Origin of the sequence: Campylobacter sp. RKI_CA19_01116 (assembly GCF_025771405.1) — a bacterium.
Lineage (GTDB): Bacteria > Campylobacterota > Campylobacteria > Campylobacterales > Campylobacteraceae > Campylobacter_D.
The window spans coordinates 1-26707 of sequence record NZ_JAKMQF010000006.1; the positions used below are offsets into that span (position 1 = coordinate 1).

Consider the following 26707-nt stretch of genomic DNA (forward strand, 5'->3'; position numbering starts at 1 on the left):
TTATGGCTTAGATTTGTGTTGTTGGTTATTGAATTGTTATTTGGTGGGTTGTGGGTTTTGATGAGATTAAAATGAAAAGTTTTGATATAATAAAGTTATTATAAGGATGTATAATGTTAGATAATAAGTATGATGATAATATTTTTTTTGATAAATATTCCTTAATGCTAAGATCTAAAGTAGGATTGGATGGTGCTGGTGAATGGGAAGATTTTAAAACATGTTTACCAAGCTTAAAAGATAAAGTTATATTAGACTTAGGTTGTGGATATGGATGGCATAGTATTTATGCTTTAGAAAATGGGGCTAAAAAAGTTTTTGCTATTGATTTATCTTTAAAAATGTTAGATAAAGCTAAGACTAAAACAAGTAAATATAAAAATAAAATATCCTTTTATAGAGGTTCTTGTGAAGAAATAGATAAAATCACTGACTTACAAAATATGAAATTTGATATAGTTATTAGTTCTTTAGTTTTTCATTATATAAAGGATTATGAAAAATTAATTTTTAATATTTCAAATCTTCTTAATAAAAATGGTAGTTTGGTTTTTAGTGTTGAGCATCCTGTTTTTACCGCAAATATTTCCCAAGATTTTATATATGATAATAATGGGGATATTCAATATTTTCCTATTAAAAATTATTTTTATGAAAATAAAAATAAATATAATTTTTTAGGTGAGAGTGTGATTAAATATCACCGTACCTTAACAAGTTATATTTCTCCCTTATTGCAAAATAATTTTAAAATAACCAATATTATTGAGCCAATGCCTTCTAATAAAATTATCAATCTTTTTCCTGAATTCAAAAATGAATTTAAAAAAGAATGGCATAGGCCAATGATGTTGATAATATCTTGCATGAAAGAGTAGCTTGAATTTAGTTATAGATAAATTAAGATTTTTTTTAAAAAATAATAATGTATTTTTAAGTGGTGGTGCAGGTGTTGGTAAGTCTTTTTTAACTATGGAGCTTATAAAATCTTATAGAGTTCAAGGAAAAATTGTTATTGTATTGGGTTCTACCGCTCTTAGTGCTTTTAATATAGGTGGGGTTACTTTACATAGTTTTTTTGCTTTTAAAAGATGTCAGAATTATGATGAGTTATATTATGAAGATAGAAAGCAAAAAGATAAACTAGAAAAATTAAAGAGAATTTTAAAACAATGTGATTTATTGGTTATTGATGAAATCTCTATGGTAAGTGCTTCGTTGATGGAAATGATTTATTATAGATTATCAAGAAGTGGTTTTAATGGTAAAATTCTATTAGTTGGAGATTTTTTTCAACTTCCACCTGTGGTTAAACATAAAGAAAATCAAATTCAAAGTACTTTATTTCAAAATACTTTATATGCTTTTTCTTCGCAAGCTTGGAATGATCTTAAATTTATTAATTTAAAACTTAGTATTACAAAAAGAACTTTAGATAAACAATTTTACGAATATTTGTTTTTTCTTAGAATGGGTGAAACAAATAAAGAAATATTGAATTTCTTTAAAAAAATGTTAATTAGTTCAAAAAATTTACTTGAGTATATGGATGAGTATACTTTATTATGTGCTACCAATAAAAAGACTAATCATATTAATACTGAAAAATTAAATCTTTTACAAGGTAAAGAAAGTATATTTAAAGCAAAAGCTGAAAAACTAGATTGTACCTTAGATGATAAAACATACGAGCAGTGGATTAATGGACTTAATTCTTTGAGTGAGTTAAAATTAAAAATAGCTGCTAAGATTATTTTTTGTGTGAATAATAAAGAAGAAAATTATTATAATGGGGAGCAGGGTGTTGTTTTAGATTTTATAAAAGATAAAGAGCAAGAATATATTCTGATAGAAAAAAATAATGGTGAAAGATTGAAATTAAAACCATATGAATATACCTTAGAAGAGTATGAGTTAGACAAAGATGAAAAACTAGAAGTTAAGATAAAAGCTAAATTTGTTCAATTTCCTATAAAATTAGCTTATGCTATAACAATCCATAAATCTCAAGGCATGAGTATAGATAAATTAATATGTGATATTGATGGAATTTTTGAAAAAGGACAATTATATGTATGTTTATCAAGAGCCATTAATCCAAGTAATTTAAAAATAATATATAATTATAAAATGCCTTTTGAGGATTATTTTTTAAAAATTTTAAAATTTGATAAAGAGGTAAAGCGATTTTATCTGCAAGAAAAGTTTATAAATTTAGAAGAAGATAGGGAGTGATTATGAGATGGGTAGTAATTTTATTTTTTTCTTTTTGTAGTATTTATGCTAATTCTTTAAGCATAGAAGATTTTAGAACAGATTTGTATTCAAAAGCTGGAAGTAATACTTTAAAAAAGATTGAAATGACTTTAGATTTTGAGGGAGAAAATTTAGAACAAAAGAAAATTACAGACGCATTAAATACTATTGTATCTAGTTATTTTTATGAAGATTTGTTTACAGAAGTGGGTAAAAATAACTTCAAAGAAACTTTGCTTAAATTTAGCAATAAAAAATACAAAACTCAAATAAAAAACATTTATATTTTAAAAATTAACTCAGTGGCTCAATTTGATATAGAAGAACTGAAGCGTTTTGTAAAAGATTTAGAAAAAAATGAAGAAGGTTTAAAAGAAACTGCTAAGCAAGAAGAAATTCAAAATATTCTTAAAGTTGCTAAAACTTCAGATCAAAATAATACCCAGCCAAAAGACATAAATGCTACTCAAACAAACAGTATTAAAGATAGTAATATAAGTTTTAATCAAGATGTTAATACAAGCAAAGAAGCTATGGATATGATTTTAAAAACTATGGAAAATGCTCAAATGCAAATGTTAGCACCAAGCAAAGAACAAGATTTGTTTAAAGAGATACCATTTTGATTAATGGATTATATCAAAATGGCTTGGAATTTTTGGTATAAAAATATTATCGTTGATATTTTGATCAAATTTTTGGTTGTAAAAATAAATACTAACTAAATTTCCTAATTCATCTTTATAAGAAATACTGTTAAGGCTACCGTTTTCTAGTTTGATATTATATATGATATTTTCGTATTTTGCTTCATAGCTTTCGTGAGATATTGATTTTGCATTTTTAAAAATTGCTTGAAGATTTGGTAAATTTTGTAATTGAGTATAAATGGCTTGTTCTAATTCAGGTTCTATGATAACAACTTCTTTGTTATTGATATAAATTTGCTTTTTATTCGGCTTAGTATAATTCCAAAAGGCTTTATTTTGAGTGATGATAAAATTTCCTTTGTAATTTAGCGAAGAATTATTACTTTGCACTTTTTGTTCAAAATCACTGCTAAAATTTTTAAAATTTATATCAAAAGCAAAAATATTACAAGCAAATATCATTAAAAATACAAAATATTTCATAATTATCCTTTAAAAATTTTACAAATTATATAAAATTTATGCAAATAAAATTTTATATAGTTCTAATTAAAATCAAGGTATAATCTAGCATATATTTTTGTAATTAAAGGTAAAAAAATGTTTTCTAGTGTATTTAAAGCAATATTTGGCACAAAAAACGATCGAGAAGTAAAAAAATATTTAAAGAGAGTTGCGCAAATTAATGCTTTAGAGTCAAAATACCAAAATTTAAGTGATGATGAATTAAAACAAAATTTTATAGATTTTAAAACACAAATTCAAAAAGAAGAAAAAACTTTAGACCAAATACTAAATGATGTTTTTGCAATAGTTAGAGAAGTAGGAAAAAGAACGCTTAATATGCGTCATTTTGATGTACAATTAATTGGTGGTATGGTTTTGCATGAGGGAAAAATCGCTGAAATGAAAACCGGGGAAGGTAAAACCTTGGTTGCAACTTTACCTGTTGTATTAAATGCTATGAGTGGCAAGGGTGTGCACGTAGTTACTGTAAATGATTATTTAGCCAAAAGAGATGCAGAGCAAATGAGTGCCATTTATAATTTTTTAGGTTTTAGTGTAGGTGTGATACTTTCAGAGCAAAATAGCGATGAAGCACATAAAAAAGCTTATGAGTGTGATATAACTTATGGTACAAATAATGAATTTGGCTTTGATTATTTGCGTGATAATATGAAATTTTCAAAGCTTGAAAAAGTACAAAGAGAGCATAATTTTGTTATAGTTGATGAAGTAGATAGTATTTTAATAGATGAAGCAAGAACTCCACTTATAATAAGCGGACCTACAAATAGAACTTTAGATGGTTATATTAAAGCAAATGAAGTAGCAAAACAAATGCAAAAAGGTCAAGCAGCGGCTACTCCTCAAGAATTACCAAGTGGAGATTTTGTTGTTGATGAGAAAAATAGAACTATCATGATTACAGAGGCTGGAATTTCTAAAGCAGAAAAATTATTTGGAGTAGAAAATTTATATAGCTTAGATAATGCAATATTAGCCCATCAGCTTGATCAGGCCTTAAAAGCACATAATTTATTCGAAAAAGATGTGCATTATGTATTAAGAGATAAAGAAGTTGTAATTGTTGATGAATTTACGGGAAGGCTAAGCGAAGGAAGACGCTTTAGTGATGGTTTACACCAAGCATTAGAGGCTAAAGAAGGGGTAAAAATTCAAGAAGAGAGTCAAACTTTAGCAGATATTACTTTCCAAAATTATTTTAGAATGTATAAAAAATTAGCAGGTATGACAGGTACTGCGCAAACTGAGGCAACGGAATTTTCTCAAATATATAATTTAGATGTGGTTTCCATACCTACAAATATACAGGTTGCAAGAATAGATAAAGATGATTTGATTTATAAAACACAAGAAGAAAAATTTAAAGCAGTTATTGAAGAGATAAAAAAAGCAAATGCAAAAGGTCAACCGGTTTTAGTAGGGACTGCAAGTATTGAAAGAAGTGAAGTATTTCATAATATGCTTGTAAAAGAACGCATTCCTCATCATGTGCTTAACGCTAAAAATCACGAGCAAGAAGCTTTGATTATCCAAGATGCGGGTAAAAAAGGTGCAGTAACTATAGCTACCAATATGGCAGGTCGTGGCGTTGATATAAAAATAGATGATGAAATAAGAGCTTTAGGAGGGCTTTATATCATAGGAACTGAACGCCATGAAAGTAGAAGAATAGATAATCAACTTCGTGGTCGTGCAGGGCGTCAAGGTGATCCTGGTGTAAGTAGATTTTATTTAAGTTTAGAGGATAATCTTTTGAGAATTTTTGGCGGTGATCGCATTAAAAATATCATGGAAAGATTGGGTATAGAAGAGGGTGAGCATATAGAAAGTCGCATTGTTACAAGAGCTGTAGAAAATGCTCAAAAAAAAGTTGAAAGTTTACATTTTGAAAGTAGAAAACATTTGCTTGAATATGATGATGTGGCTAATGAGCAAAGAAAGACTATCTATAATTATAGAAATGAATTACTAGATGAAGAATTTGATTTGCAAGATAAAATTTTAAAAAATATTGTTGAATATAGCAATCATTTGGTAAGTCAAATTTATCTAAATGCAGAGCTTGAAGATGATGTTAAGCATTTTGAAAGCTTAAAGCAAAAAGTAAGTTATGAGTGTAACCTTGAGCTAAACGAAGCTGATTTTAAAGATTTAGGTGTGATTGAAGTAGAAAACAAATTAAGTGAAATTTTAGAAAAAGCTTATAAAGACAAAATGAGTATTATTGAAGATAAGGAAGCTAGAAGAATTGAAAGAATTTTATATCTTCAAATTTTAGATAATCTATGGAGAGAGCATTTATACCAAATGGATATTTTAAAAACTGGTATAGGTTTAAGAAGTTATAACCAAAAAGATCCTTTAGTGGAGTATAAAAAAGAAAGTTATAATCTTTTCATGGAGCTTGTTGAGCGTATTAAATTTGACAGTTTAAAATTGTTATTTAATGTAGTTTTTACTCAAAAAGAAGTACAAAATTTTGAAGAAAAAAGCCATGAACAAAATGAGCAGTTGTTGTCAAATACTACAGAAAGTGGTGTTAATGAAAACGGTGAAGCACAAATTACTAAAGTACCTAGAAATTCACCTTGTCCTTGTGGTAGTGGCAAAAAATATAAAGAATGTCATGGTAAAAGTGGTCCTAAAAAAGGTATTTTAGCTTAAGGTTTGAGATGAATTTAGTTATAGTTGAAGATGATATAAATATGAGAAAATCACTCGAAATAGCTTTGGGTGAGTATGAAGAATTTACTATAAAATCCTATAAATCAGCAACTGAAGCACTAAAAAAACTTAATGATGATGTTGATTTAATTATTACAGATATTAATATGCCGGGTATGGATGGTATTGAATTTGTACAAGCTTGTGAGAATAAATATGATTTTATCATTATCACAGGCAATGCAACGCTAAATCGCGCTATAGAGGCAGTAAGGCTTGGAGTAAAAGATTTTCTAGTAAAACCATTTGATATTAATACTTTAGTAACTGCAATAAAACGCGCAAAAATAATTCAAGAAAAGACTTCTAAAAAAACAAATAAAAAGACTACTAAAAAAGAAGAAAATCAAGATTTTTATGGTACTTCTAAGGCTTTGGAAAATTGTCTAAATTTGGCTTTAAAAGCTGCTAAGACAGATGCAAGTGTACTTTTTTTTGGAGAAAGTGGAGTAGGTAAAGAAGTTTTTGCAAATTTTGTACATAAAAATTCAAAAAGAGCACAAAAACCTTTTGTGGCTATTAATATGGCAGCAATTCCATCAAATTTGATAGAAAGTGAGCTTTTTGGTTTTGAAAAAGGTGCGTTTACTGATGCTAATACTACTAAAATAGGGCTGTTTGAGCTTGCTAGTGAAGGCACTTTGTTTTTAGATGAAATAGGTGAAATGCCTTATGAAATTCAAGCAAAATTATTAAGAGCTTTACAAGAAAAAGAAATTACAAGATTAGGGAGTACTAAAAGTATAAAGATTGATGTAAGAATTATCAGTGCAACTAATGCTCATATAGAAAAAAAGATTGCAGATAATGAATTTAGACAAGATTTATATTATAGACTTAATACTATTCCTATTAATATACCACCGCTAAGAGAGCGTCAAGAAGAAATTTTGCAAATTGCGCAAAAGGTATTACTTGATACGTGTAAAGAATATGATTTTAATGAAAAAACTTTAAGTCAAGAAGCACAAGATGCTTTACTAGCTTATGATTTTCCAGGTAATATTAGAGAATTGATTTCTATTATACAAAGAGCTTGTATTTTAAGTGAAAATGATGAGATTAGTGTTCAAGATTTATTTTTAGAAAGTAGAAAAGGTAAAGATATTAAAAATCTTGAAAAAGAATTGATTTTAGAAGCTTTAAAAAATTCGCAAGATATTACAGAAGCAGCTAAGCTTATAGGGATGAGTGAGAAAATTTTTAGCGAAAAAATGAAAAAATACAATATTACTTAAAAAAGGACGGACAATGAAAAAAATAGCTATTGTAGGTGCAACAGGAGCAGTTGGTGAAGAACTTTTAAATGTCTTAGATGAGCTTGATTTTTCAGTTGAAAGTATTTTGCCATTAGCAAGTGCAAAAAGTGCAGGTAGTGAAGTAGAATTTAGAGGTAAAAGCTATAAAGTAAAAGAATTAACTCCAAGTGTTTTTAAAGAAAATCCTGTAGATATCGCTTTTTTTAGTGCTGGAGGAAATATAAGTGCTGAGTATGCAAAATACGCAGTAGAATGTGGTGCTGTGGTGATTGATAATACGAGCCATTTTAGAATGGATGAGAATGTTCCTTTGGTGGTTCCTGAGTGCAATAGTGAAGATATTAAAGATTGGGAAAAAACAGGGATTATTGCTAATCCAAATTGTTCTACCATACAAATGGTACATGTTTTAAAACCACTTGATGATGCATTTAATCTAAAAAGAGTAGATGTAAGTACTTATCAAGCAGCAAGTGGCGCAGGTAAAGAAGGTATGGAAGAACTAGTTCAAGGAATGCAAAGTTTTTTTGCTTTTAAATTAGATGAATTTGAAGCAAAAACTTTTCCATATACTTTGGCTTTAAATTTGATTCCCCAAATTGATGTTTTTAGCGACAATGGCTACACTAAAGAAGAATTAAAAATGGTAAATGAAACGCAAAAAATATTGCATAAAAAACTTGAAATTTCAGCAACTTGTGTAAGAGTTCCTGTACTTAGAAGTCATAGTGAAGCCATTACTATGCATTTTGAAAAAGACGTTGATGTTGCTAAAGTTAAAGAGATACTTTCTAAGGCGCCAAGTGTTGTTGTGATTGATGATGTAGAAAATAAAAAATACCCTATGCCTCTTTTTACAAGTGACACTAACGAAACTTATGTAGGAAGAATAAGACGTGATATTAATCATAAAAACATTTTGCACTTATGGTGTGTGGCTGATCAAATTCGTGTAGGAGCTGCTACAAATGCAGTGCGTATTGCACAAAAATGGCTAGAGTTAGTTTAAAAGGAGAAAAATGCTAGAAAGATTTTTTGAGAATTTATTAGTTAAAAGTCGTTTGGTTACTATTTTACCTGTAATTTTTGGTTTAATAGGGGCTTTTGTTTTATTTTTTATCGCAAGTTATGATGTGATTAAAGTTTTAAAATATGTATTTGAATACTTTATGTTGCCAAATTCTACGGTGGATTTGCATGAAGATATTGTTGGTTTGATCATAGGAGCTGTGGATTTATATTTAATGGCTTTGGTTTTATTTATTTTTTCTTTTGGAATTTATGAGCTTTTTATTAGCGAAATAGAGGATTTTAAACAAACAAAGCAGTCAAAAGTTTTAGAAGTGCATAGTTTGGATCAGCTAAAAGATAAGCTTGCAAAAGTAATTATCATGGTTTTAGTTGTAAATTTTTTTCAAAGAATTTTACAAATGCAACTTAATACAGTTTTGGATATGACTTATTTGGCAGGTTCTATTTTGGCTCTTTGTGTGGGGCTTTATTTCTTACATAAAAGTGATCATTAATAAGGAATAAAAATGATTTTTATTGATGCGTGTTTTAAAAAATCAACTCCTTATACTCCGGTTTGGATGATGCGTCAAGCAGGAAGATATTTACCTGAATACATGGAAGTTAGAGCAAGTGCTGGAGATTTTTTATCACTTTGCAAGGACTATAAAAAAGCAAGTGAAGTTACTTTGCAACCTGTGGATATTTTGGGCGTTGATGCAGCTATTATTTTTTCAGATATTTTAGTAGTGCCTTTAGAAATGGGCATGGATTTAAAATTTGAAAAAGGCGAAGGGCCGGTATTTTCAAATCCCATTAAAACTAAGGAAGATTTGGAAAGATTAGATGTTGAAAAAAGTATTAAAAATCTTTCTTATGTTTATGATGCACTAGCGCTTACTAGAGAAAAACTTGCGCATGATAAAGCTTTGATTGGTTTTTGTGGAAGTCCTTGGACTATTGCTACTTATATGATAGAGGGTGGTGGTAGTAAAAATTATACAAAATGTAAAAAATTAGTTTATCAAAATCCTAAATTTTTACATCAAATTTTATCTAAACTTACTTTAACTTTAAAGCATTATATTCAAGAACAAATTAAAGCAGGAGCTAATGCTATACAGATATTTGATAGTTGGGCAAGTGCTTTAGAAAAAGAGATGTTTTTTGAATTTTCTTTTAAATACATGCTTGAAATTGCTGATTTTATCAAAGAAAAATATCCACATATTCCCGTGATTTTATTTCCTAAAGGTGTTAGTGGATTTTTGGATGGTATAAATGGAAATTTTGATGTTTTTGGTGTAGATTGGAGTACGCCTTTAGAATTGGCAAAAGAAAAATTAGGCGCTAAGTATACTTTACAGGGTAATATGGAGCCTTGTAGATTGTATGATAAAAATGCGATTGAAGTAGGAGTGGATAAAATTTTGAATATTATGCAAGATAGTGCACATATTTTTAACCTTGGACATGGTATTTTGCCTGATATTCCTGTTGAAAATGCTAAATATTTTATCAAGCTAGTTCAAGAGAAATCTAAAAAGTGAACAAAATTACCTTTGGCCCCATAAGCTCGAGAAGATTTGGGCTTTCTTTAGGGATTGATTTAAGTCCAAATCAAAAGCAGTGCAATTTCGATTGTGTATATTGTGAGTTGCAAGCTGCAAAACCTGTGGAAAAATCTTTAGTATATCCAAAAATTCAAGATATCTTAGAACAAGTAAAACAATCTTTAGCTAGCGATGTGAAATTTGATTTTCTTACATTAACTGCAAATGGTGAACCTAGTCTGTATCCTTATTTAAAAGAATTAGTTTGCGAGTTAAATAAAATAAAACAAGATAAAAAACTTTTGATTTTAAGTAATGGTAGTGGTGTGTTAAATCCAAATGCATTCAATGCTTTATTGGATATTGATGTAGTTAAATTTAGTCTTGATAGTGCTAAAGAAAAAACATTTTATAGAATAGATAAAGCTCTAAAACAAATTAAACTTGAAGCAATGATTGATAAAATGATTACTTTTAGGGAAAAATTTCTAGGTGAGCTTGTTATGGAAGTTTTAGTTGTACAAGGTTTAAATGACAATAAAGAAGAAATGTTAGCTTTAAATGAGGTATTTGATAAAATAAAGCCATTAAGAGTAGATTTTAGCACTATTGATAGACCTCCAGCTTATCCTGTCAAAGGTGTATCCATGGAAAAATTAGAAGAATTAAGTATGTATATTAATAGTGCCCCTGTTGTTCTTGCTAAGCATTATTATAAAGGTGAAAAAATTGATTTTAATGCTCAAGAACTTTTAAAAATGTTGCAACTTAGAGCTCAAAGTGAATTTGATGTTGAAAATAAATTTAGTCAATATAGTAAAGATATATTAGAAAAGTTACTTAAGGAGCAAGAAATTATTGTAAAAAATCTAGCTGGAGTGAAATTTTATAAAAAAATATAATTTTTTGTGAAAAACTCTTGACAAGAGTATTTTTTTCTTATATAATACCATTTCTTATTTATTGATGTTCCGGATTAGCTCAGCGGTAGAGTAGTCGGCTGTTAACCGATTGGTCGTAGGTTCGAATCCTACATCCGGAGCCACTTCTTTTTAAAATATAATCCGGGTTTTATAAGTGTTAAGTAAATTATATGATTTTATATAACTAGTATTTTTGTTACGAAAATACTAGTTTTTGATATCAAAAGTAAAGAATTTGCTTTCGAAGTTATTGCCTACTTTTTCATACTGAAACATAGCAGGTTCTAGATTTTGCACTTCATGGTATAAAAGTCCTAAAGCAAGCCTTGCTTCTAAGGTTTCTTCGTTTTCTAATCTTGCAAGTTCAAGCAAAGCAATGGCTGAGTTTGGATTATTTGAACCTATTGCTGCAACTGCAGCTAAAAATAAAGTTTGAGCATCTTTAATTTTGTAATCATCTATTAAAATATTATAAAGTGTATATGCTTCTTGGTATTCTTTTGCAAATATATCTACATAAGCTAGAGCAAAGATTAATCCAATGGAATTTTTATTACTCATGGCTAGTCTTTTTTTAATATCATTTCTAACATGATTAAGCAAGCCTGTTATTTGCATAAGCGTTACATAGCTATCTTTAACTATCCCAGCTCCTCCAAATAAAGAATTATAATCAAGTTTGGTATTTAAAAAATACATTTGAGCTTGTTTGGCGTATTCTTTGATATTTAAGTTCATATTTTTGGAGTTAAAATATAAAATATTGCTAATAATATCCTCACTTAATAAATCTTTTAATTCTTTTATTTTTTGGTTTCTTAGGGTTTCAAGATTATTACCATTTGCAGCTATAATAGCAAATATTAACTCCAAAGGTGTGTTATTAGTATTTGAAAGATTATCTAGGTAAGGAATAGTAGCAGTAAAGTCATTTTTAGCTAAATATAGTAAATATTTGTATATGTTGTTGTTTTGATCAATGGTATTATCTGCTTGGAGATTTTCTAAAAGTTCATTAGCAAGTTTTGTATAATCTTTCTTTGCTAGATCCATACAATATATGCCAAAAATTCCTGCAATATAATTTTTAGGATTTAAATGATATGCGGTTGAAAAGTGCTTGTAAGCATTGTTATAATCTTGTAATTGTGCGTAAGTTAGGGCAAGATTATAATGAATTACATCATGAGCATGATAAATTTCACTTAAGTTTTTAAATTCTTGATTAGCTTCTCTTAGATGAAAATTAAAAGCTAAGTTAATAGCATGAGATAATTCTATATTAACCCCTGATAAAGCCTTACTTTTAACAAGTAATTCATTTTCGTACTCATATCCTTGTATAAAATTTCCCAAATCAGCCTTTGTAATAAGCTCCATGCTTTGTTTAACATCAAAAACACGATATGGTGAAAAGTAAAACAGTAAATCATATATTTGTTGTTTTCCAGTAATCAATCTTTTGGCAAAATTTTGTTGTGCGATATCAATATTTGAAAAATTTCTTTTTAATCTTGTTTTGATATTATAGTATTTTGAACCTATATCTTTATCTTTGATGTAAAGAGCTTTTAAAATTTGCGCACCACTTTCAAATTGACCAGTTTTTAATTCAACTAAGGCTAAAGCAACCTTGCTTCTAGCTTCATGTTCTCCTATCTTTGAGGCTTTTTCAAGATATTCTTTAGCTTTTTGATAGTCTCCTGATTTTGCATATAATAAGCCTAAGGGTAAGCTTGCTTCATAATCTTCTTGTTTTTGTAAAAAATCAATGGCGTTTTTTTCTGATTTTAATAAAGCATAAACTTTTGCTCCAAGATAATAAGATTCACCTTGATAACCATTGATGTTGTTTGAGCGCATAAACATTTGTAAGGCTTCAGGGTAAAATCCTTGATAATAATTAATTAAACCTAGATAATAATCATACAAAGATGATTTGGAATCTTGTGGTAAATGCACTCTTGCTAAGTCAAGATAATAATTAAATTTTTCTTTATTACCAAGATTAAAATAACACACAGCAGTGTTTATGGCAGCAGCCACTTTGTGCTCTTCTAATTCTAAAGATTGCTTGAAATTTTCAATTGCGCTAGCATAATCTTTTTGTTTCATTTGGGCTACGCCAAGATTGTAACTAGATAGGGATTGATTAAAAATGTTAATGTTATTGTAAAGTTCTAAAGCGCTTTCTACATCACCTTTTTCATATAATAAATTTGCTTTTTGTACTACAAGATCTAATGCTGATTGTTTTACTTTAGTGATGCTTGAGCTAGTATTATCATCTAAGACTTGAGTATTTAAAATAGCTTGTTTATCTTCTTTGAAAACTATGAGTAAAATTAAAACTACAAGCAATATTAGAGCAAGAGCTCCAAGTGCAGAAATTAAAATAATAAATTTTTTATCAAAAAGCTTTTTTTTCTCTTCAGGTTGCGGTGCTTGAGGTTCTTCTTCCACTCTTTGAAAGGTACTTTCTTCCTCCTCTAATTCAGGAGGTATCATGCCAGGAGGGATAGCTTGTTCTTCTACTCCTGGATTTTCATCTAACTCAGAGAAAGCTTTTTCTTGGTTGTCTTGTTCTTTAAGTGTTACTTCTTCGGCCATGTTTTCTCTTAAAAGTATTTTCTTAATACATCAGGAATTCTTATATTTCCATCTTTTTCTTGATAGTTTTCCATAATAGCTACCAAGGTTCTTCCAACAGCTAGCGAAGAGCCATTAAGTGTATGCACTAATTCGTTTTTGCCTTTATCGTTTTTAAAGCGAATTTTTGCACGTCTTGCTTGAAAATCTTTACAATTAGATACAGAGCTAATTTCACGGTATTTATTTTGAGATGGAAGCCAAACTTCTAAATCCACTGTTTTTGCAGCTGAAAAACCTAAATCTCCAGTACAAAGCATCAAATGTCTGTGTGCTAGACCTAAAGAGCTTAGCAAATCACTAGCACAATTTAGCATTTCTTCAAACATTAGCTCGCTTTGATCAGGCTTGCATATACTAACAAGCTCTACTTTTTCAAATTGATGTTGTCTTATAATGCCTCTTGTGTCTCTACCTGCACTTCCTGCTTCTTGTCTAAAACAAGCGCTATAGCAAGTCATTTTTAAAGGTAATTCTTCTTGAGTTAAAATTTCATTAGAATAAAGATTGGTTACAGGAATTTCAGAAGTTGAAATGAGGTATAAATCATCATTTTCTACCTTATACATATCATCTTTAAATTTAGGAAGTTGTCCAGTACCATACATGGTCGCACTATTTACTAAAAATGGCACATTAACTAACTCAAAACCTCTACTTCTATTAAAATCTATCATATAATTTACTAAGGCTCTACTTAGTAAAGCTCCTTCATTTTTAAGTACACAAAAGCGACTTTGCGAGATTTTAACTCCTCTTGTAAAATCAAGCCAATTTAATTTTTCTCCTAAATCATGATGTTCTTTAATTTCAAAATCAAAACTATGTGGGGTAAGAACTTTTTTTAATTCTACATTCTCATCCTCATCTTCCCCAAAAGGCACACAATCATCAGGGGTATTTGGTACTGCTAGAGCAATTTGCTCCAGTTTTTCTTCTAATTCATTAACGATTTTTGATTGAGTATTAATTTTTTCTTTATTTTGACTTAGTTGTGCTTTTAAGCTTTCTTTATCTTGTGCTGTTGCAAGTTCTTTGCTAAATTTGTTTTGAAAAGCTTGAAATTCTTCTAAAAGTGCTTTTTCTTTTTTTAAATTTATAAATAAATCACTCAATTCTTTGAGTAAATTTTCATCCACTTTTTTAGCTTTTAATTTTTGTGCAATTTCATCGAAATTATTTTGTAAAAGTTTTAAATCTAACATTCTAACTCCTTTTATAGTCCTATTTTAGCATAAATTTTTTCCATTGTTTCTTGGGCTTGTTTTTTTGCTTTACTTGCACCAAATTCTAAAATTTCCTCAATTTTTGAAGGATTAGCTAATAATTTTTCATATTCGTCCTTGGCTGAGGCAAAATACTCACTAATGATTTCATTTAAATACATTTTAAAATGCCCATAACCTTCGCCACCTTTTTCATAACGGCTTTTTAAAGCTTCTTGCTCTGTTTTGTCTAAAAATAATTTTGCGATTTTAAATATATTGCAATTTTGCCAATCTTTTGGATCTTCTAAAGCTGTACTATCTGTAACAATGGAAGAAATTTGTTTTTTAATAGCTTTTGGTGTATTAAAAATATCGATTGTATTTTGATAAGATTTGCTCATTTTGGCTCCATCAGTGCCAGGTACTACCGCAACTTCATCATTAACCTTAGCTTGAGGTAGAGTGAAAATTTCACCCCATTCATTATTTACTTTTAAGGCTATGTCTCTTGCTATTTCAACGTGTTGAATTTGATCTTTGCCTACAGGAACTATTTGAGCATTAAAAAGCAAAATATCTGCAGCCATTAAAACAGGGTAAGAAAAAAGTCCATGGTTGGCATTTAAACCTTTGGCGATTTTATCTTTATAGCTATGCGCTCTTTCTAAAAGTCCCATTGGGGTAAATTGAGAAAGAATCCAATAAAGTTCCATTACTTCTTTTACATCACTTTGCAACCAAAACACGCTTTTTTGCGGATCAATCCCTAAACTCAAAAAAGCTGCTGCAGCTTTGAGTGAATTTTGTCTGAGTTTTTCACCATCAAAACTTGAAGTCATAGCATGGTAATTTGCTATAAACATATACATTTGATTTTCTTCTTGCATATTTAGCATTTGTTTGATTGAGCCAAAATAATTGCCTATATGTAAATCTCCACTTGGTTGCAATCCTGTAATAACTCTCATTTTACCTCTTTTTTAATCTCTTTGATAAGTTCTTTAATACTTTTGTTTTCAATGTTAATTATAATATCTGCTTTTTTTTCATATTTTTTTGCCCTTTGATTAAAAAGAATTTTGGCATTATTTATATTTGTAAGTAAAGGCCTAGTGGCTAATTCTTCCTTGTTTAATCTTTGCAAAAGATAATCAAAGCTTGCTTTTAAATATATAATTGCTCCAATGTCTTTTAGTTTTTTTTGTTCTATGAAACCACCACCACTTGCAATAGAGCAATCTTGCACACAAGTTAAAAAAGAAACAAGTTTTTTCTCTTCTTTACGGAATTTTTTTTCACCATATGTTTTAAAAATTTCATCAATTTTAAGATTAAATTTTTCTTTAATTAAGCTATCCGTATCTAAAAATATTTTATCGTATTTTTTAGCATAAGCTCTTGCTATGGTTGTTTTGCCGCAGCCCATAAAGCCTACAAAAAGGAGATTATCCTTCTTGCTCATCTTTGCTACCTTTTTTTCTTGAAGCTAAAATCAAAGGAACACCTTCAAAATTAAATTGTTTTCTAATTTGATTTTGCAAATAGCGCTTATAGCTAAAATGCAAAGCTTTTGGTCTATTCATAATTAGAGCTATTTTTGGAGGTGCTAAGTCATATTGAACCGCATAATAAATTTTTACTAATTTACCATAATCATGTGGTAGTGGATGAGCTCTTGTAGCTTCTTCTACTAAAGCATTTAATTTTGCAGTTGGAATTTTTTGTGTAAAATTGGCAAAAACTTCTAAAATTTTATCTAAAAGTACATGCACTCTTTTTCCGCTTAAAGCTGATACGCTTACAACGGGTGCATAAGCTAGAAATTTAAAACGATCTAGTTTTAATTCTTTTAAAGTTTTATCAAAATCAAGCTCGCTTTTATCCCATTTATTAAGCACAATAATCACACCTAGACAATGCTTGGCAGCAAGTCCTGCAATACGCTCATCAAGTTCATTAAAACCCTCAGCTGCATCAAGCACTAAAAGTGCAATTTGAGCATTAGCTAGGGCATATTCAGTTCTATTTAGCGCATAACGTTCCAAGCCTTGTATTTTCCCACGTTTTCTAATCCCTGCAGTATCTACAAACTCAATGATTTTATCTTTATGCATAATGCTTTCATTAACAGGATCAATTGTAGTGCCTGCTATATCGCTTACCACGCTACGTTCTTCTTTAACTAAAGCATTTAAAAGACTTGATTTTCCTACATTTACCCTACCTATAATTCCTACTTTAATATGATTTTCATTGATAGTTTTTAGCTTAAAATCTCCGCTATTTTCATCAAAATTTTCTAAATAACTTTCAAAGTCTTCTTCTTCATCTGCATTTAAAAAACTTTCATTTAAAAACTTACCAGCCCACATGCAAAGCTCATCAATGCCTATATTATGTGTAACAGAGATATTAAAAACTTCTTTCACGCCAAAATTAGAAAATTCCCAAGATCTTTCTTCATCTTTTTTATTATCCACCTTGTTAATTACTAAGGCTATAGGTTTGTTGAGTTTTTTCATTTCATAAAAAAAAGCTTTATCTTCATCATCGGGCAGAAATTTTCCATCCACCATATAAAAGATAATATCACTATTTTTAGCAGCTTTTAATGAATTTGCTTTGACATTTTTAAAAAGCTCATTGCTTTCATCAAGTCCGCCACTATCTATCAATAAGGCTCTTTTACCATCAATTTCTACTTCTATTTTGTTAGTATCTCTTGTAGTCCCACTTATGTCACTGGTGATAGCTATGCGCTTTCTTGCAAGTCTATTAAAAAGACTTGATTTGCCAACATTTGGTTTTCCTATTAAAATAATACTTTGCATTAATACTCATTTTTAAATTTTTATTTGTGATTATATAAAAATTGCCTTAAAATTAAGCAAAAAAGACTAAAATAACGGGAATTTTTATATGGAATTTATATGTTAAGAATAGTTAAAAAAAATTTAGGTATATATTTTATGATTATTGCTTCCATAGAATTTGCACTTGTAGGTGCTTGTGCAAAAATTCTTAGTGAAGAATTATCATCGATTGAAATTATGTTTTTTAGAAATATCATAGGCACAGCTTTTATGCTTTATGCGCTTTCAAAATTAAATTTTCATAAAAGCGGCGGTCGTTTGGGTTTGCTTATTTTTAGAGGTGTTATAGGGACAATTGCTTTATATCTTTTCTTTTATAATGTTTCTAATATTTCTTTAGGTGGGGCTTTTGCTTTTCAAAAAACAGCACCGATTTTTATAGCTTTAATTGCTTTTTTATTTTTTAAAGAAAGCTTGGGATTAAAAGCTTGTTTTGGGATTTTGATTGCTTTTATAGGAGTATTGTTAATTTGTCAGCCTTTTGCAGATAGTGCTATGCACTCAGGTTTTGATTTGAAAAATAGTATTTTGGGAATTTTAAGTGGTTTTTGTGCAGCCTTGGCGCTAACTAGCGTAAGAGAGCTTAGAAAATCATATCCAGCACCTTTTATAGCTTTATCTTTCGTTTTAATTGGTACTTTAATGCCTTTAATGTCTATGATTATAGGTTCTTTTTATGAAATAAAAGAACTTGATTTTTTAATTGCTCCTTTTGTTATGCCTAGTTTTAAAGCTTGGATTTTTATTATTTTAATGGGTGTTTTTGGAGCAATGTATCAAATTCATGTTACCAAAGCTTATGGGGTGGCAAAAAAGGCAGGAGTTGTTGCTGGGGTTAGTTATATAGATGTAGTTTTTACTTTATTTTTGGGCATATTATTAGGAGATGAATTTCCTAGTTTGATGGTTTTTATAGGAATTTTTAGCATTATTATAGGAGGAATTATTTTGGTTAGTAAGCAAACAAAAGGAAATAAAAATGGAAAATAAAACAGATTTAATTTATGGTTTAGAAGATAAACCGCCTTTTGCTAAAGCTTTTTTTGCTGCTTTGGTGCATTTAATGGCTATGTTTGTGGCTGTGATTACACCTGCTTTATTAATTTGTAAGGGTCTTGGAATAGATGATACTAATACAGCTAGAATTATATGCATGTCGCTTTTTGCTTCAGGTGTTGCTTCGCTTTTACAGATTAAAACTTGGGGTCCTATAGGGAGTGGACTTTTATCTATTCAAGGGACTAGTTTTAACTTTGTTGCGCCTATTATACTAGGTGGGCTTGTTTTAAAAAATAATGGTTTATCACAAGAAGCAATGCTTGGGGCTATTTTTGGCACTTTAATGCTTTGTTCTACCACTGAAATGATTATTTCTCAAATTTTACCTTTTATTAGAAGAGTGATTTCGCCTTTGGTTTCAGGTATAGTAGTGATGATTATAGGTCTTAGTTTGATTAATGTTGGTCTTGTGAGTGCAGGAGGTGGATTTGCGGCTAAGGCAAGTGGTGAGTTTGGTTCTTTACAAAATTTATTATTAGCCGGAGTTGTGATTTTTAGCATTATTATTTTAAATCGCTTTAATAATGCATATATAAGAATTTCTTCTTTATTTATAGCTATGATAATAGGGCTTTTAGTGGCTATGACTTTTGAAAATTTTAGCTTTAATTTTAATGAAAATTTACCTTTAATGTTTTTACCTGATCCTTTGCATTATGGTTTGAGTATTGATTATAATCTCATTTTACCTTTGATTTTGGTTTTTATGGTAACTTCTTTAGAAACAATTGGTGATATTAGTGCTACTAGTGAAGTTTCAAATCAGCCAGTTAAAGGCGAACTTTATGCAAAAAGATTAAAAGGTGGAGTTTTGGCAAATGGTTTTAATTCTTTTGTTTCGGCCTTTTTTAATACTTTTCCAAACTCATGTTTTGGGCAAAATAATGGTGTCATAGCTTTAACAGGTGTTGCAAGTCGCTATGTAGGGTTTATTGTAGCTTTTATGTTGATGATTTTGGGTTTATTTCCTATTGTGGCTGATATTACTTTGCAAATTCCAGAACCTATTTTAGGTGGGGCAACTTTAGTGATGTTTGGCACTATAGCTGCAACGGGGGTTAGGATTATCTCTAAAGAAAATTTAAACCGTCGTTCTATTATCATCATAGCTATGAGTTTGGGTATAGGACTTGGAGTTTCTAATAATCCTGATATTTTAGAATTTATGCCAATGTGGTTTAAAACTTTATTTTCTTCAGGGATTGCAGCAGGTGGGATTACAGCTATTATTTTAAATTTTGTTTTTCCTCTTGAAGAAAATAATAAAAATAAAGTAAAATAATAAAAAAACAAGGAAAAAATGATGAAAAAAATGATACTAATAGCAGGGCCTTGTGTGATAGAAAATGAAGAGCTTGTTTTTAAGGTTGCGCAAGAGCTTGAATGCTTTTTAAAAGATGATAGAATTGATTTTTATTTTAAATCAAGCTTTGATAAAGCAAATAGAACTAGTATTAATAGTTTTAGAGGTCCAGGCATTGAAAAAGGCTTGGAAATTTTGCAAAAAGTTAAAGACAAATTTGGCATGCAAATTTTAACTGATATTCATGAGAGTTCTCAAGCAAGTATTGCGGCTGAGGTTGTAGATGTTTTACAAATTCCAGCCTTTTTATGCAGGCAAACTGATTTATTGGTGGCTGCTGCTAAAACAAAAGCTAAGGTAAATGTAAAAAAGGGGCAATTTTTAAACCCTGAAGACATTAAATACAGTGTAGCTAAAATTTTACAAACTAGAGGCATTAACGAAGAAGGTTTTGAAATAGCCAAAGAAAATGGGGTTTTTGTAGCTGAGAGAGGTTCGAGTTTTGGTTATGGAAATTTAGTTGTAGATATGAGAAGTTTGGTTATCATGAGAAAATATGCTCCGGTTGTTTTTGATGCTACTCATAGTGTGCAAATGCCAGGAGCAAATGGTGGAAGTAGTGGAGGCAAAAGTGAATTTGTAGAGCCTTTAGCAAGAGCTGCTGCTAGTGTGGGTGTAGATGGATTTTTCTTTGAAACACACATTGATCCTTGCAAGGCTTTATGTGATGGACCAAATATGCTTGATCTTTCAAGACTTAAAAACTGCGTAAATACACTTTTAAAAATTCAAGAAATCATTTAAAAAAGGAAAAATATGAAGATAATAGAAGGAAATTTAAGTTTAAAAGGTGATGAGAAAATTGCAATTATTAATGCAAGATTTAATCATATTATCACAGATCGTTTAGTTGAAGGTGCTAAAGATGCTTTTTTAAGACATGGGGGTAAAGAAGAAAATTTAAATCTTATTTTAGTACCCGGTGCTTTTGAAATTCCTTTTGCATTAAAACAAGCTATAGAGAGTAAAAAATTTGATGGAATTTGTTGTGTTGGAGCGGTAATACGTGGCAGCACTCCACATTTTGATTATGTTGCAGCTGAAACAACTAAAGGGATCGCAAGTGTAGGACTTGGGGCGAATGTGCCTGTAAGTTTTGGGGTTTTAACAACTGATACTTTAGAGCAAGCCATAGAAAGAGCAGGTAGTAAAGCAGGTAATAAAGGTTTTGAAGCTATGCTTACTGTAGTTGAAATGCTTAATTTAATCCAAAAAATTAAGGCTTAAAATGGCTACTAGACACCAAGTAAGACAAAGTATTGTTTCTTTGCTTTATGCAGCACAGCTAAACCAAGAAAATAAAGATTTTATTAATGAATTTTTAGATGAGAAAAAAATTCGCAATGATCAAAGAAAATTCACTCTAGATTTATATAATGGCATTAATGAGCAACTTGCTTTGCTTGATGAGAAAATCAATGAGTGTTTGAAAGAGCATAAGTTAGATGGAGTAGCTAGTATAGAAAAGGCCATTTTGCGTTTAGGTGCTTATGAGATTTTATTTACTTCTATACAAAAAGCGATTATCATTAACGAGGCTATAGAGCTTGCAAAAGAAATGGCAGGGGACAATGCTCCTAAATTTATCAATGGAGTATTAGATAAAATCAACAAGGAAGCACAATGAAACTTTGCGTGGCTTTTGACGTGGCAAGCTATGATGAGTGTATAAATTTAGCCAAGGAATTAAAAGGTTTAGATCTTTGGGTTAAAATAGGGCTTAGATCGTATTTAAGAGATGGAGTAAAGCTTTTAGAAGCGATTAAAAAAGTGGATAATTTTAAAATATTTTTAGATTTAAAGCTTTATGATATACCAAATACTATGGCAGATGCTTGTGAAGAACTTGCTAAACTTGATGTAGATATGTTTAATATCCATGCAAGTGCAGGTAAAAGTGCTATGTGTATGATTATGGAGCGCTTAAATGCTTTAAGCAAAAGACCTTTAGTGCTTGCCGTATCTGCTTTAACTAGCTTTGATGAGCAAGAATTTTTTAGTGTGTATAAACAAGATATTAAACAAGCTGTTAAAGATTTTTCTAAAATTAGTTATGAAAGTGGTCTTGATGGTATGGTTTGCTCAGTATATGAAAGCTTGCTGATAAAAGAAAATACAAGTACAAAATTTATTACATTAACGCCCGGAATTCGTCCGTTTAAAGAAAATTCAGATGATCAAAAAAGAGTAGCTGATATAGAGTGTGCTAAGGATAATTTGTCAGATTTTATTGTGGTTGGAAGACCTATTTATAAAGCAAAAGAACCTAGAAAGATTTGCGAGGATATATTAGAGCATTTAAAATAAGCCTTAAGGCTTATTTTAAATAAACTTTCATTTTTTTATTTTCTAAAATAATTCCTTCATCATCGTTAATGATTTTAAATTCTCCATTAAAGTATCTTAGGAAATTGTCTTCAAATTTCATAGATTCTTGATCACAAAGCATTTTTGTTGAAGCAAGATTGTCTTCTATTTTTATGCTGCTTCCTTGATCTTTATAGTTTCCAAAAAATCTATTACATCCTGCTGTTCCAAAAAGCCTTTTGTCTTTATTGTCAAAACTAATGCTCGCTTTAGTATTTTGAGGAAGTTCGTAGCTTTTTCCATTTGCTTCATAAGAACTTATGGTAAATTCTTTATTTTGTAAATCATCAACACTTAAATTTGCCACAGAACACCCACTAAAAACAGCTAAACTTGCTATGCTTAATGTGATTATTTTTCTCATTTTTATTCTCCTTATACATGAAAATGTTTTAATTCATCTTCTAAATTTTGACAAACTACATTTAACTCATGAGCAACATCAAGCAAAATTTTTGAAATTTCTTCATTTTTATCGCTTAATTTTACCGTTTCTTGCATTTTATCAAGTAAAGATTGTAAAGTTTCTTGTGTGCTTGAGATTTTTTGCATACAAGCATTTGCTAAGTCTCTTGCGTTTTCATTGCAAACTTTTACTTCATTGGTCCCTTCTACAAGATCTTTTGCATCTTGGTTTAAAGAATTAATTTCTTTAGCATTGTGTTTTAATTCTTTAGAAACTTCATTAATACTATCTACTAATTGCTTGGTGACAATAGCAATATTTTTTAAAAATTCTTCTGAGCTTTGAGCAAGATTTCTTACATCTTCAGCGATAACTGAAAAACCACGACCAAATTCTCCAGCACGTGCAGCTTCAATACCTGCGTTTAATGATAAAAGATTGGTTTTATCAGCAATTTCTCCCATCATATCAGAAGCCTTTTTGATCTCTTCTGCTTGTTTTTCCATAACTTCAACTTTTTGAGATAAAACATCTTCATTTTCTGCAACAACTCTTACTTTATCTACTACCTGATTTAATGAATCAAGCATGGTGTTTAAAACTTCAAAAGATTTTGTATTGGCTTTATTTGCATTGTTTGAAAGCTCAGCAAGATCTTGCAACTCTGTATGAATTTGCTCACTTAAATGATAAGATTCATCAGTTTTTGTGTGACCTTCTTTTGTTCTATTTGCTAGATCAAGTGCATTAGTATTTAAAAGCTTAGATTGTTTATCTACCATTTGAGAATTTTCATTAGTAGAAATCACTGCATTTTGAATTTTTTCAATAAATTGGTTGATGTAGGTGCAAGCTTTGCCTATTTCATCAGTGCTTTTTATGTTGATTCTTGCGCGTAAATCTCCATCGCCGCTAGCTAATTCTTTAGCATGTTTTAAAAGATCTAAAACAGGATTACCCACAACTATTTTTAAAATATAAAGCACAGCAAAAACAGTAAAAAGTAAAGCTATGCTAAAGATTATAATATAAGTTCTAGCTGAGCTTGCCAAATCATCATCTACATGTTTTAAATCATTATACATATCCATAACACCCAAAACATCACCTTCTTTAGCATTAGCATGACAAGCTAAGCAACTTTCATTAGCGATTAATGGGCGTATAAGTCTTAGATAATGTCCTTGATTGTTATTGATTTCAACAGCTTGTATTTGCGGCTTATTAAATTGTTCGTTGATGATACTTTCATCACTTTTTGTATATTTTTGCATTTCAAAAAGTTCAATTGTGCCCTTTGAAGGATAAATTTTAATATCTTTTATGCCTTCAATTTCTCCAGCATCTTTTATAGCTTGTTCTATAATAGCAGGGTCACCTAAATTCATTGCCATTCTTAATGTTTGAAAAACAGAAGTACTTAAGGTATCTAAATGTGCACGGCTGATTCTATCGGTCGTTTGCTGAGAATCTTTTTGTAAGATAATTTGCATGATAATAAAACTAATTAGCAATGTAGAAATCATTGCTAAAGATATCTTCGCGCCTATGCTTTTAAACATTTGAAGCTCCTTGTATTAATGTAAAAAGTGTCTTACACCGCTAAAATATAATGCAATACCATATTCATTGGCAGCTTGGATGATATCCTCATCTCTTATGCTTCCACCTGGTTCGATAATGGCCTTTACACCTATTTTACTAGCCTCATCTATGCTATCTCTAAATGGAAAGAAAGCCTCGCTTGCTAAAACACAACCATTTAAATCAAGCCCCATTTCCTTAGCTTTATTAATAGCTGCTTTAGCTGCATCGATACGACTTGTCATGCCCATACCAATGGCTACCATAGCTCCATTTTTTACATAAACTACGTTATTTGATTTGGTAAATGCAGCAATTTTCATAGCTATTTCAAGATCTTTTAATTCTTGTTCATTAGCTTTTCTTTCGCTTTTTAATACTGCATTTTTTAATTCATCTTCTCTAACTTCATCGCTATCTTGATATACAAAACCACCATCTATATGTTTAAAATCATATTTATCATAAGCTCTAGTTAAAAATGGCGCTTTTTGTGTAAAGATTTTAATACGTTTTTTATCTTTAAAAACTTCCAAAGCATCATCGTCTACATTTGCTGCAATGATTACTTCTATATAAATTTCATTGATTTTTTGCGCTAATTCTTTGTCTAAGGTTCCATTGATAGCTACAACTCCTCCATAAGCACTCAAGGTATCGCATTTAAGCGCATGGATATAGCTTTGGAGTAAGTTTTCTTTTATAGCAAAACCACAAGCATTTGCATGTTTTACAATGGCTACTGCTGGAGCTTTATCAAAAGCACTTGCTAAATTTAAAGCTGCGTTAATATCGGTTAGATTGTTAAAACTTGCCTCGCCTTTTAAGGTTGTAAAATTGTGTGTGAAAAAATCATCAAATTCATATAAAGCACCTTTTTGGTGAGGATTTTCTCCATATCTTGTGTCAAACACTTTTTGACCTACAATAAATTTACTTGCTCCAAAACCACCATTAAAACGCTCGTTCATATAATTTGCTATATAAGCATCATAATTTGCTGTATGCTCATAAGCTTTGATCATCAAAGCTCTTCTAAAATCAAGATCTAAAGTATTATCTTTTAAAGCTTGTATGATTTTATCATAATCTAAAATATCACAAACTACAATGACATTTTTAAAGTTTTTTGCGCCACTGCGTATCATAGCAGGACCACCAATGTCGATATTTTCTACAATCTCATCAAAATCTTGGGTTAAAATTGTAGTTTTTTTGAAAGGATATAAATTTACACAAAGTAAGTCTATGCTTTCTATATTATACTCTTTAGCTTGCTTTTGGTGGCTTTCATCTTCTCTTTTGTATAAAATTCCGCCATGAATTTTTGGGTGCAAGGTTTTTACACGTCCTTCAAACATTTCAGGACTTTGAGTAAAATCACTAACTTCTTGTACTTGTAGGTTATTTTCTTTTAAAAGCTTATAAGTGCCTCCAGTAGATAAAAGCTCAAAACCTAATTTTGCAAGCTCACTAGCAAATTCTACTACTCCTTCTTTATCACTGACACTAATTAGTGCTTTCATTGATTTTTCCTTTCTATATATTGTTTTAAAAATTCATAAGATTCATTAACTTCTTGAAATTTTTTTACACCTTCTTTTATTTTTGCTTCATCGCTGTTGTTTGCGTTTAAAATATCAGGATGATATTTTTTAGCAAGTTCTCTATAGCGCTTTTTAAGCTCTTGCAAATTTACATTTTCGCTTACACCTAAGACCTCGCATGCTTTTTGCAAATTCATACCTACCTTTTGAGTTTGCATAGAATTTAGAAGTCTCTCAAGTATATTTACATCAAGATTAAATGCTTTGACAATGGCTTTTAATACATCTTTTTTAGTGCTGTTAAGTTCTCCATCAATCAAGGCCATTGCGACCAAAACATTTAATATATTAATTCTTTCTTGTTGAGGTAAAGGTACTTCCTTGATGAGTTCTTTGGCTACTTCATAGGTGTCATTTAAGGTGTTTTTGTGTTCATTAAAACTTTGTTTTAAAAATTCTCTTTCTCTTGAATCTTTAGCATTGTAATCAAGAATTTGTGAGATCATATTAGCTTCATTTTCACTAACTCTGCCATCACTTTTTGCTATTTTTGCTAAAAGTGCTATAACATAGTAGTTTAATCTTCTTTTAAATCCATCAATTCTTTCTTCGTGATAGCCTTGTTTAAAACCTTGAGAGAAACTTTTAGCTCCTTTTTTTAAAGAGCCTAAAAGATCATCTTTACCCCATGTTTTATAATACCAATAAAATGCCAAAATTGCCAATACGAGTAAAACAAAAAGCATT

Annotated in this window: 25 protein-coding genes and 1 tRNA gene; 16 read left to right on the forward strand and 10 right to left on the reverse strand. The window is 29.9% G+C overall.

Annotated features, from left to right (window positions below):
* The first annotated feature begins 113 nt into the window (after positions 1-113).
* Genes L8U41_RS05520 through L8U41_RS05530 form a run of 3 tightly spaced genes read left to right on the forward strand, consistent with a single transcriptional unit; the run spans position 114 to position 2882 of the window.
* Positions 114-878, forward strand: coding sequence for a class I SAM-dependent methyltransferase (locus L8U41_RS05520; RefSeq protein ID WP_263728021.1), 765 nt, complete (start codon positions 114-116; stop codon positions 876-878).
* 1 nt (position 879) lies between these two features.
* The gene (locus L8U41_RS05525) at positions 880-2235 is read left to right on the forward strand and encodes an ATP-dependent DNA helicase (protein ID WP_263728022.1); all 1356 of its coding nucleotides are present in this window, start codon (positions 880-882) and stop codon (positions 2233-2235) included.
* Positions 2236-2237: 2 nt separating this feature from the next.
* Complete coding sequence (locus L8U41_RS05530; protein ID WP_263728023.1) at positions 2238-2882, forward strand: flagellar basal body-associated FliL family protein; 645 nt, start codon at positions 2238-2240, stop codon at positions 2880-2882.
* On the opposite strand, the gene lolA is transcribed toward L8U41_RS05530, so the two are convergent.
* Entirely contained in the window at positions 2883-3389 is a 507-nt protein-coding gene (lolA, locus tag L8U41_RS05535) for a LolA-like outer membrane lipoprotein chaperone (RefSeq protein WP_263728024.1), read from the reverse strand. It abuts the gene before it with no gap.
* A 117-nt stretch (positions 3390-3506) separates the two neighbouring features.
* Between lolA and secA the strand changes: the two genes are divergently transcribed.
* The 7 genes from secA to L8U41_RS05570 all read left to right on the forward strand — a co-directional run bounded on the left by secA (position 3507) and on the right by L8U41_RS05570 (position 11026).
* Complete coding sequence (secA, locus tag L8U41_RS05540) at positions 3507-6098, forward strand: preprotein translocase subunit SecA (RefSeq protein WP_263728025.1); 2592 nt, start codon at positions 3507-3509, stop codon at positions 6096-6098.
* An 8-nt stretch (positions 6099-6106) separates the two neighbouring features.
* The gene (locus tag L8U41_RS05545) at positions 6107-7396 is read left to right on the forward strand and encodes a sigma-54-dependent transcriptional regulator (protein ID WP_263728026.1); all 1290 of its coding nucleotides are present in this window, start codon (positions 6107-6109) and stop codon (positions 7394-7396) included.
* A 13-nt stretch (positions 7397-7409) separates the two neighbouring features.
* Positions 7410-8426 carry an aspartate-semialdehyde dehydrogenase gene (locus L8U41_RS05550; RefSeq protein ID WP_263728027.1) on the forward strand — a complete coding sequence of 339 codons (1017 nt, stop codon included), beginning with the start codon at positions 7410-7412 and terminating at the stop codon, positions 8424-8426.
* Positions 8427-8436: 10 nt separating this feature from the next.
* Positions 8437-8943, forward strand: a complete 507-nt coding sequence (locus tag L8U41_RS05555) for a YqhA family protein (RefSeq protein ID WP_012661246.1) — start codon at positions 8437-8439, stop codon at positions 8941-8943.
* Between the two features lie 12 nt (positions 8944-8955).
* On the forward strand, positions 8956-9978 hold the full coding sequence (gene hemE, locus L8U41_RS05560) for a uroporphyrinogen decarboxylase (RefSeq protein ID WP_263728028.1): 1023 nt from the start codon (positions 8956-8958) through the stop codon (positions 9976-9978).
* Entirely contained in the window at positions 9975-10883 is a 909-nt protein-coding gene (locus L8U41_RS05565) for a radical SAM protein (RefSeq protein ID WP_263728029.1), read from the forward strand. The genes hemE and L8U41_RS05565 overlap by 4 nt, the downstream gene beginning before the upstream one ends.
* A 68-nt stretch (positions 10884-10951) precedes the next feature.
* Positions 10952-11026, forward strand: a tRNA-Asn gene (locus tag L8U41_RS05570).
* A gap of 85 nt (positions 11027-11111) precedes the next feature.
* On the opposite strand, the gene L8U41_RS05575 is transcribed toward L8U41_RS05570, so the two are convergent.
* The 5 genes from L8U41_RS05575 to der are packed head-to-tail and all read right to left on the reverse strand — an operon-like array spanning position 11112 to position 17592.
* Positions 11112-13514 (reverse strand): tetratricopeptide repeat protein, encoded by a 2403-nt coding sequence (locus L8U41_RS05575; RefSeq protein WP_263678842.1) that lies wholly within the window; start codon positions 13512-13514, stop codon positions 11112-11114.
* A gap of 8 nt (positions 13515-13522) precedes the next feature.
* Positions 13523-14758 carry a serine--tRNA ligase gene (gene serS / locus L8U41_RS05580; protein ID WP_263728030.1) on the reverse strand — a complete coding sequence of 412 codons (1236 nt, stop codon included), beginning with the start codon at positions 14756-14758 and terminating at the stop codon, positions 13523-13525.
* Positions 14759-14769: 11 nt separating this feature from the next.
* The gene (gene trpS, locus L8U41_RS05585) at positions 14770-15729 is read right to left on the reverse strand and encodes a tryptophan--tRNA ligase (protein WP_263702820.1); all 960 of its coding nucleotides are present in this window, start codon (positions 15727-15729) and stop codon (positions 14770-14772) included.
* Positions 15726-16223, reverse strand: coding sequence for a shikimate kinase (locus tag L8U41_RS05590; protein ID WP_263728031.1), 498 nt, complete (start codon positions 16221-16223; stop codon positions 15726-15728). Before L8U41_RS05590 ends, trpS begins: the two co-directional genes overlap by 4 nt.
* Positions 16207-17592, reverse strand: coding sequence for a ribosome biogenesis GTPase Der (der, locus tag L8U41_RS05595; protein ID WP_263728032.1), 1386 nt, complete (start codon positions 17590-17592; stop codon positions 16207-16209). Before der ends, L8U41_RS05590 begins: the two co-directional genes overlap by 17 nt.
* Before the next feature lie 99 nt (positions 17593-17691).
* Between der and L8U41_RS05600 the strand changes: the two genes are divergently transcribed.
* From L8U41_RS05600 to pyrF, 6 genes are read left to right on the forward strand one after another with little or no spacing between them, the layout of a single operon-like run.
* Positions 17692-18624 carry a DMT family transporter gene (locus tag L8U41_RS05600; protein WP_263728033.1) on the forward strand — a complete coding sequence of 311 codons (933 nt, stop codon included), beginning with the start codon at positions 17692-17694 and terminating at the stop codon, positions 18622-18624.
* Positions 18614-19975, forward strand: coding sequence for a uracil-xanthine permease family protein (locus L8U41_RS05605; protein WP_263678849.1), 1362 nt, complete (start codon positions 18614-18616; stop codon positions 19973-19975). Before L8U41_RS05600 ends, L8U41_RS05605 begins: the two co-directional genes overlap by 11 nt.
* Before the next feature lie 21 nt (positions 19976-19996).
* Positions 19997-20800, forward strand: a complete 804-nt coding sequence (gene kdsA / locus L8U41_RS05610) for a 3-deoxy-8-phosphooctulonate synthase (protein ID WP_240386734.1) — start codon at positions 19997-19999, stop codon at positions 20798-20800.
* 12 nt (positions 20801-20812) lie between these two features.
* Positions 20813-21283 carry a 6,7-dimethyl-8-ribityllumazine synthase gene (gene ribE, locus L8U41_RS05615; RefSeq protein ID WP_043019540.1) on the forward strand — a complete coding sequence of 157 codons (471 nt, stop codon included), beginning with the start codon at positions 20813-20815 and terminating at the stop codon, positions 21281-21283.
* A 1-nt stretch (position 21284) separates the two neighbouring features.
* The gene (gene nusB / locus L8U41_RS05620; RefSeq protein WP_263728034.1) at positions 21285-21683 is read left to right on the forward strand and encodes a transcription antitermination factor NusB; all 399 of its coding nucleotides are present in this window, start codon (positions 21285-21287) and stop codon (positions 21681-21683) included.
* Positions 21680-22363, forward strand: coding sequence for an orotidine-5'-phosphate decarboxylase (gene pyrF / locus L8U41_RS05625; protein WP_263668565.1), 684 nt, complete (start codon positions 21680-21682; stop codon positions 22361-22363). Before nusB ends, pyrF begins: the two co-directional genes overlap by 4 nt.
* A 10-nt stretch (positions 22364-22373) precedes the next feature.
* On the opposite strand, the gene L8U41_RS05630 is transcribed toward pyrF, so the two are convergent.
* The 4 genes from L8U41_RS05630 to L8U41_RS05645 are packed head-to-tail and all read right to left on the reverse strand — an operon-like array spanning position 22374 to position 26706.
* A complete protein-coding gene (locus L8U41_RS05630) occupies positions 22374-22787 on the reverse strand; it encodes an META domain-containing protein (protein WP_263728035.1) in 414 nt (137 codons plus the stop codon).
* Positions 22788-22798: 11 nt separating this feature from the next.
* A complete protein-coding gene (locus L8U41_RS05635) occupies positions 22799-24391 on the reverse strand; it encodes a methyl-accepting chemotaxis protein (RefSeq protein ID WP_263678856.1) in 1593 nt (530 codons plus the stop codon).
* A gap of 15 nt (positions 24392-24406) precedes the next feature.
* Positions 24407-25939, reverse strand: coding sequence for a bifunctional phosphoribosylaminoimidazolecarboxamide formyltransferase/IMP cyclohydrolase (gene purH / locus L8U41_RS05640; protein WP_263728036.1), 1533 nt, complete (start codon positions 25937-25939; stop codon positions 24407-24409).
* The gene (locus tag L8U41_RS05645; protein WP_263728037.1) at positions 25936-26706 is read right to left on the reverse strand and encodes a TerB family tellurite resistance protein; all 771 of its coding nucleotides are present in this window, start codon (positions 26704-26706) and stop codon (positions 25936-25938) included. The genes purH and L8U41_RS05645 overlap by 4 nt, the downstream gene beginning before the upstream one ends.
* Position 26707 lies beyond the last annotated feature (1 nt).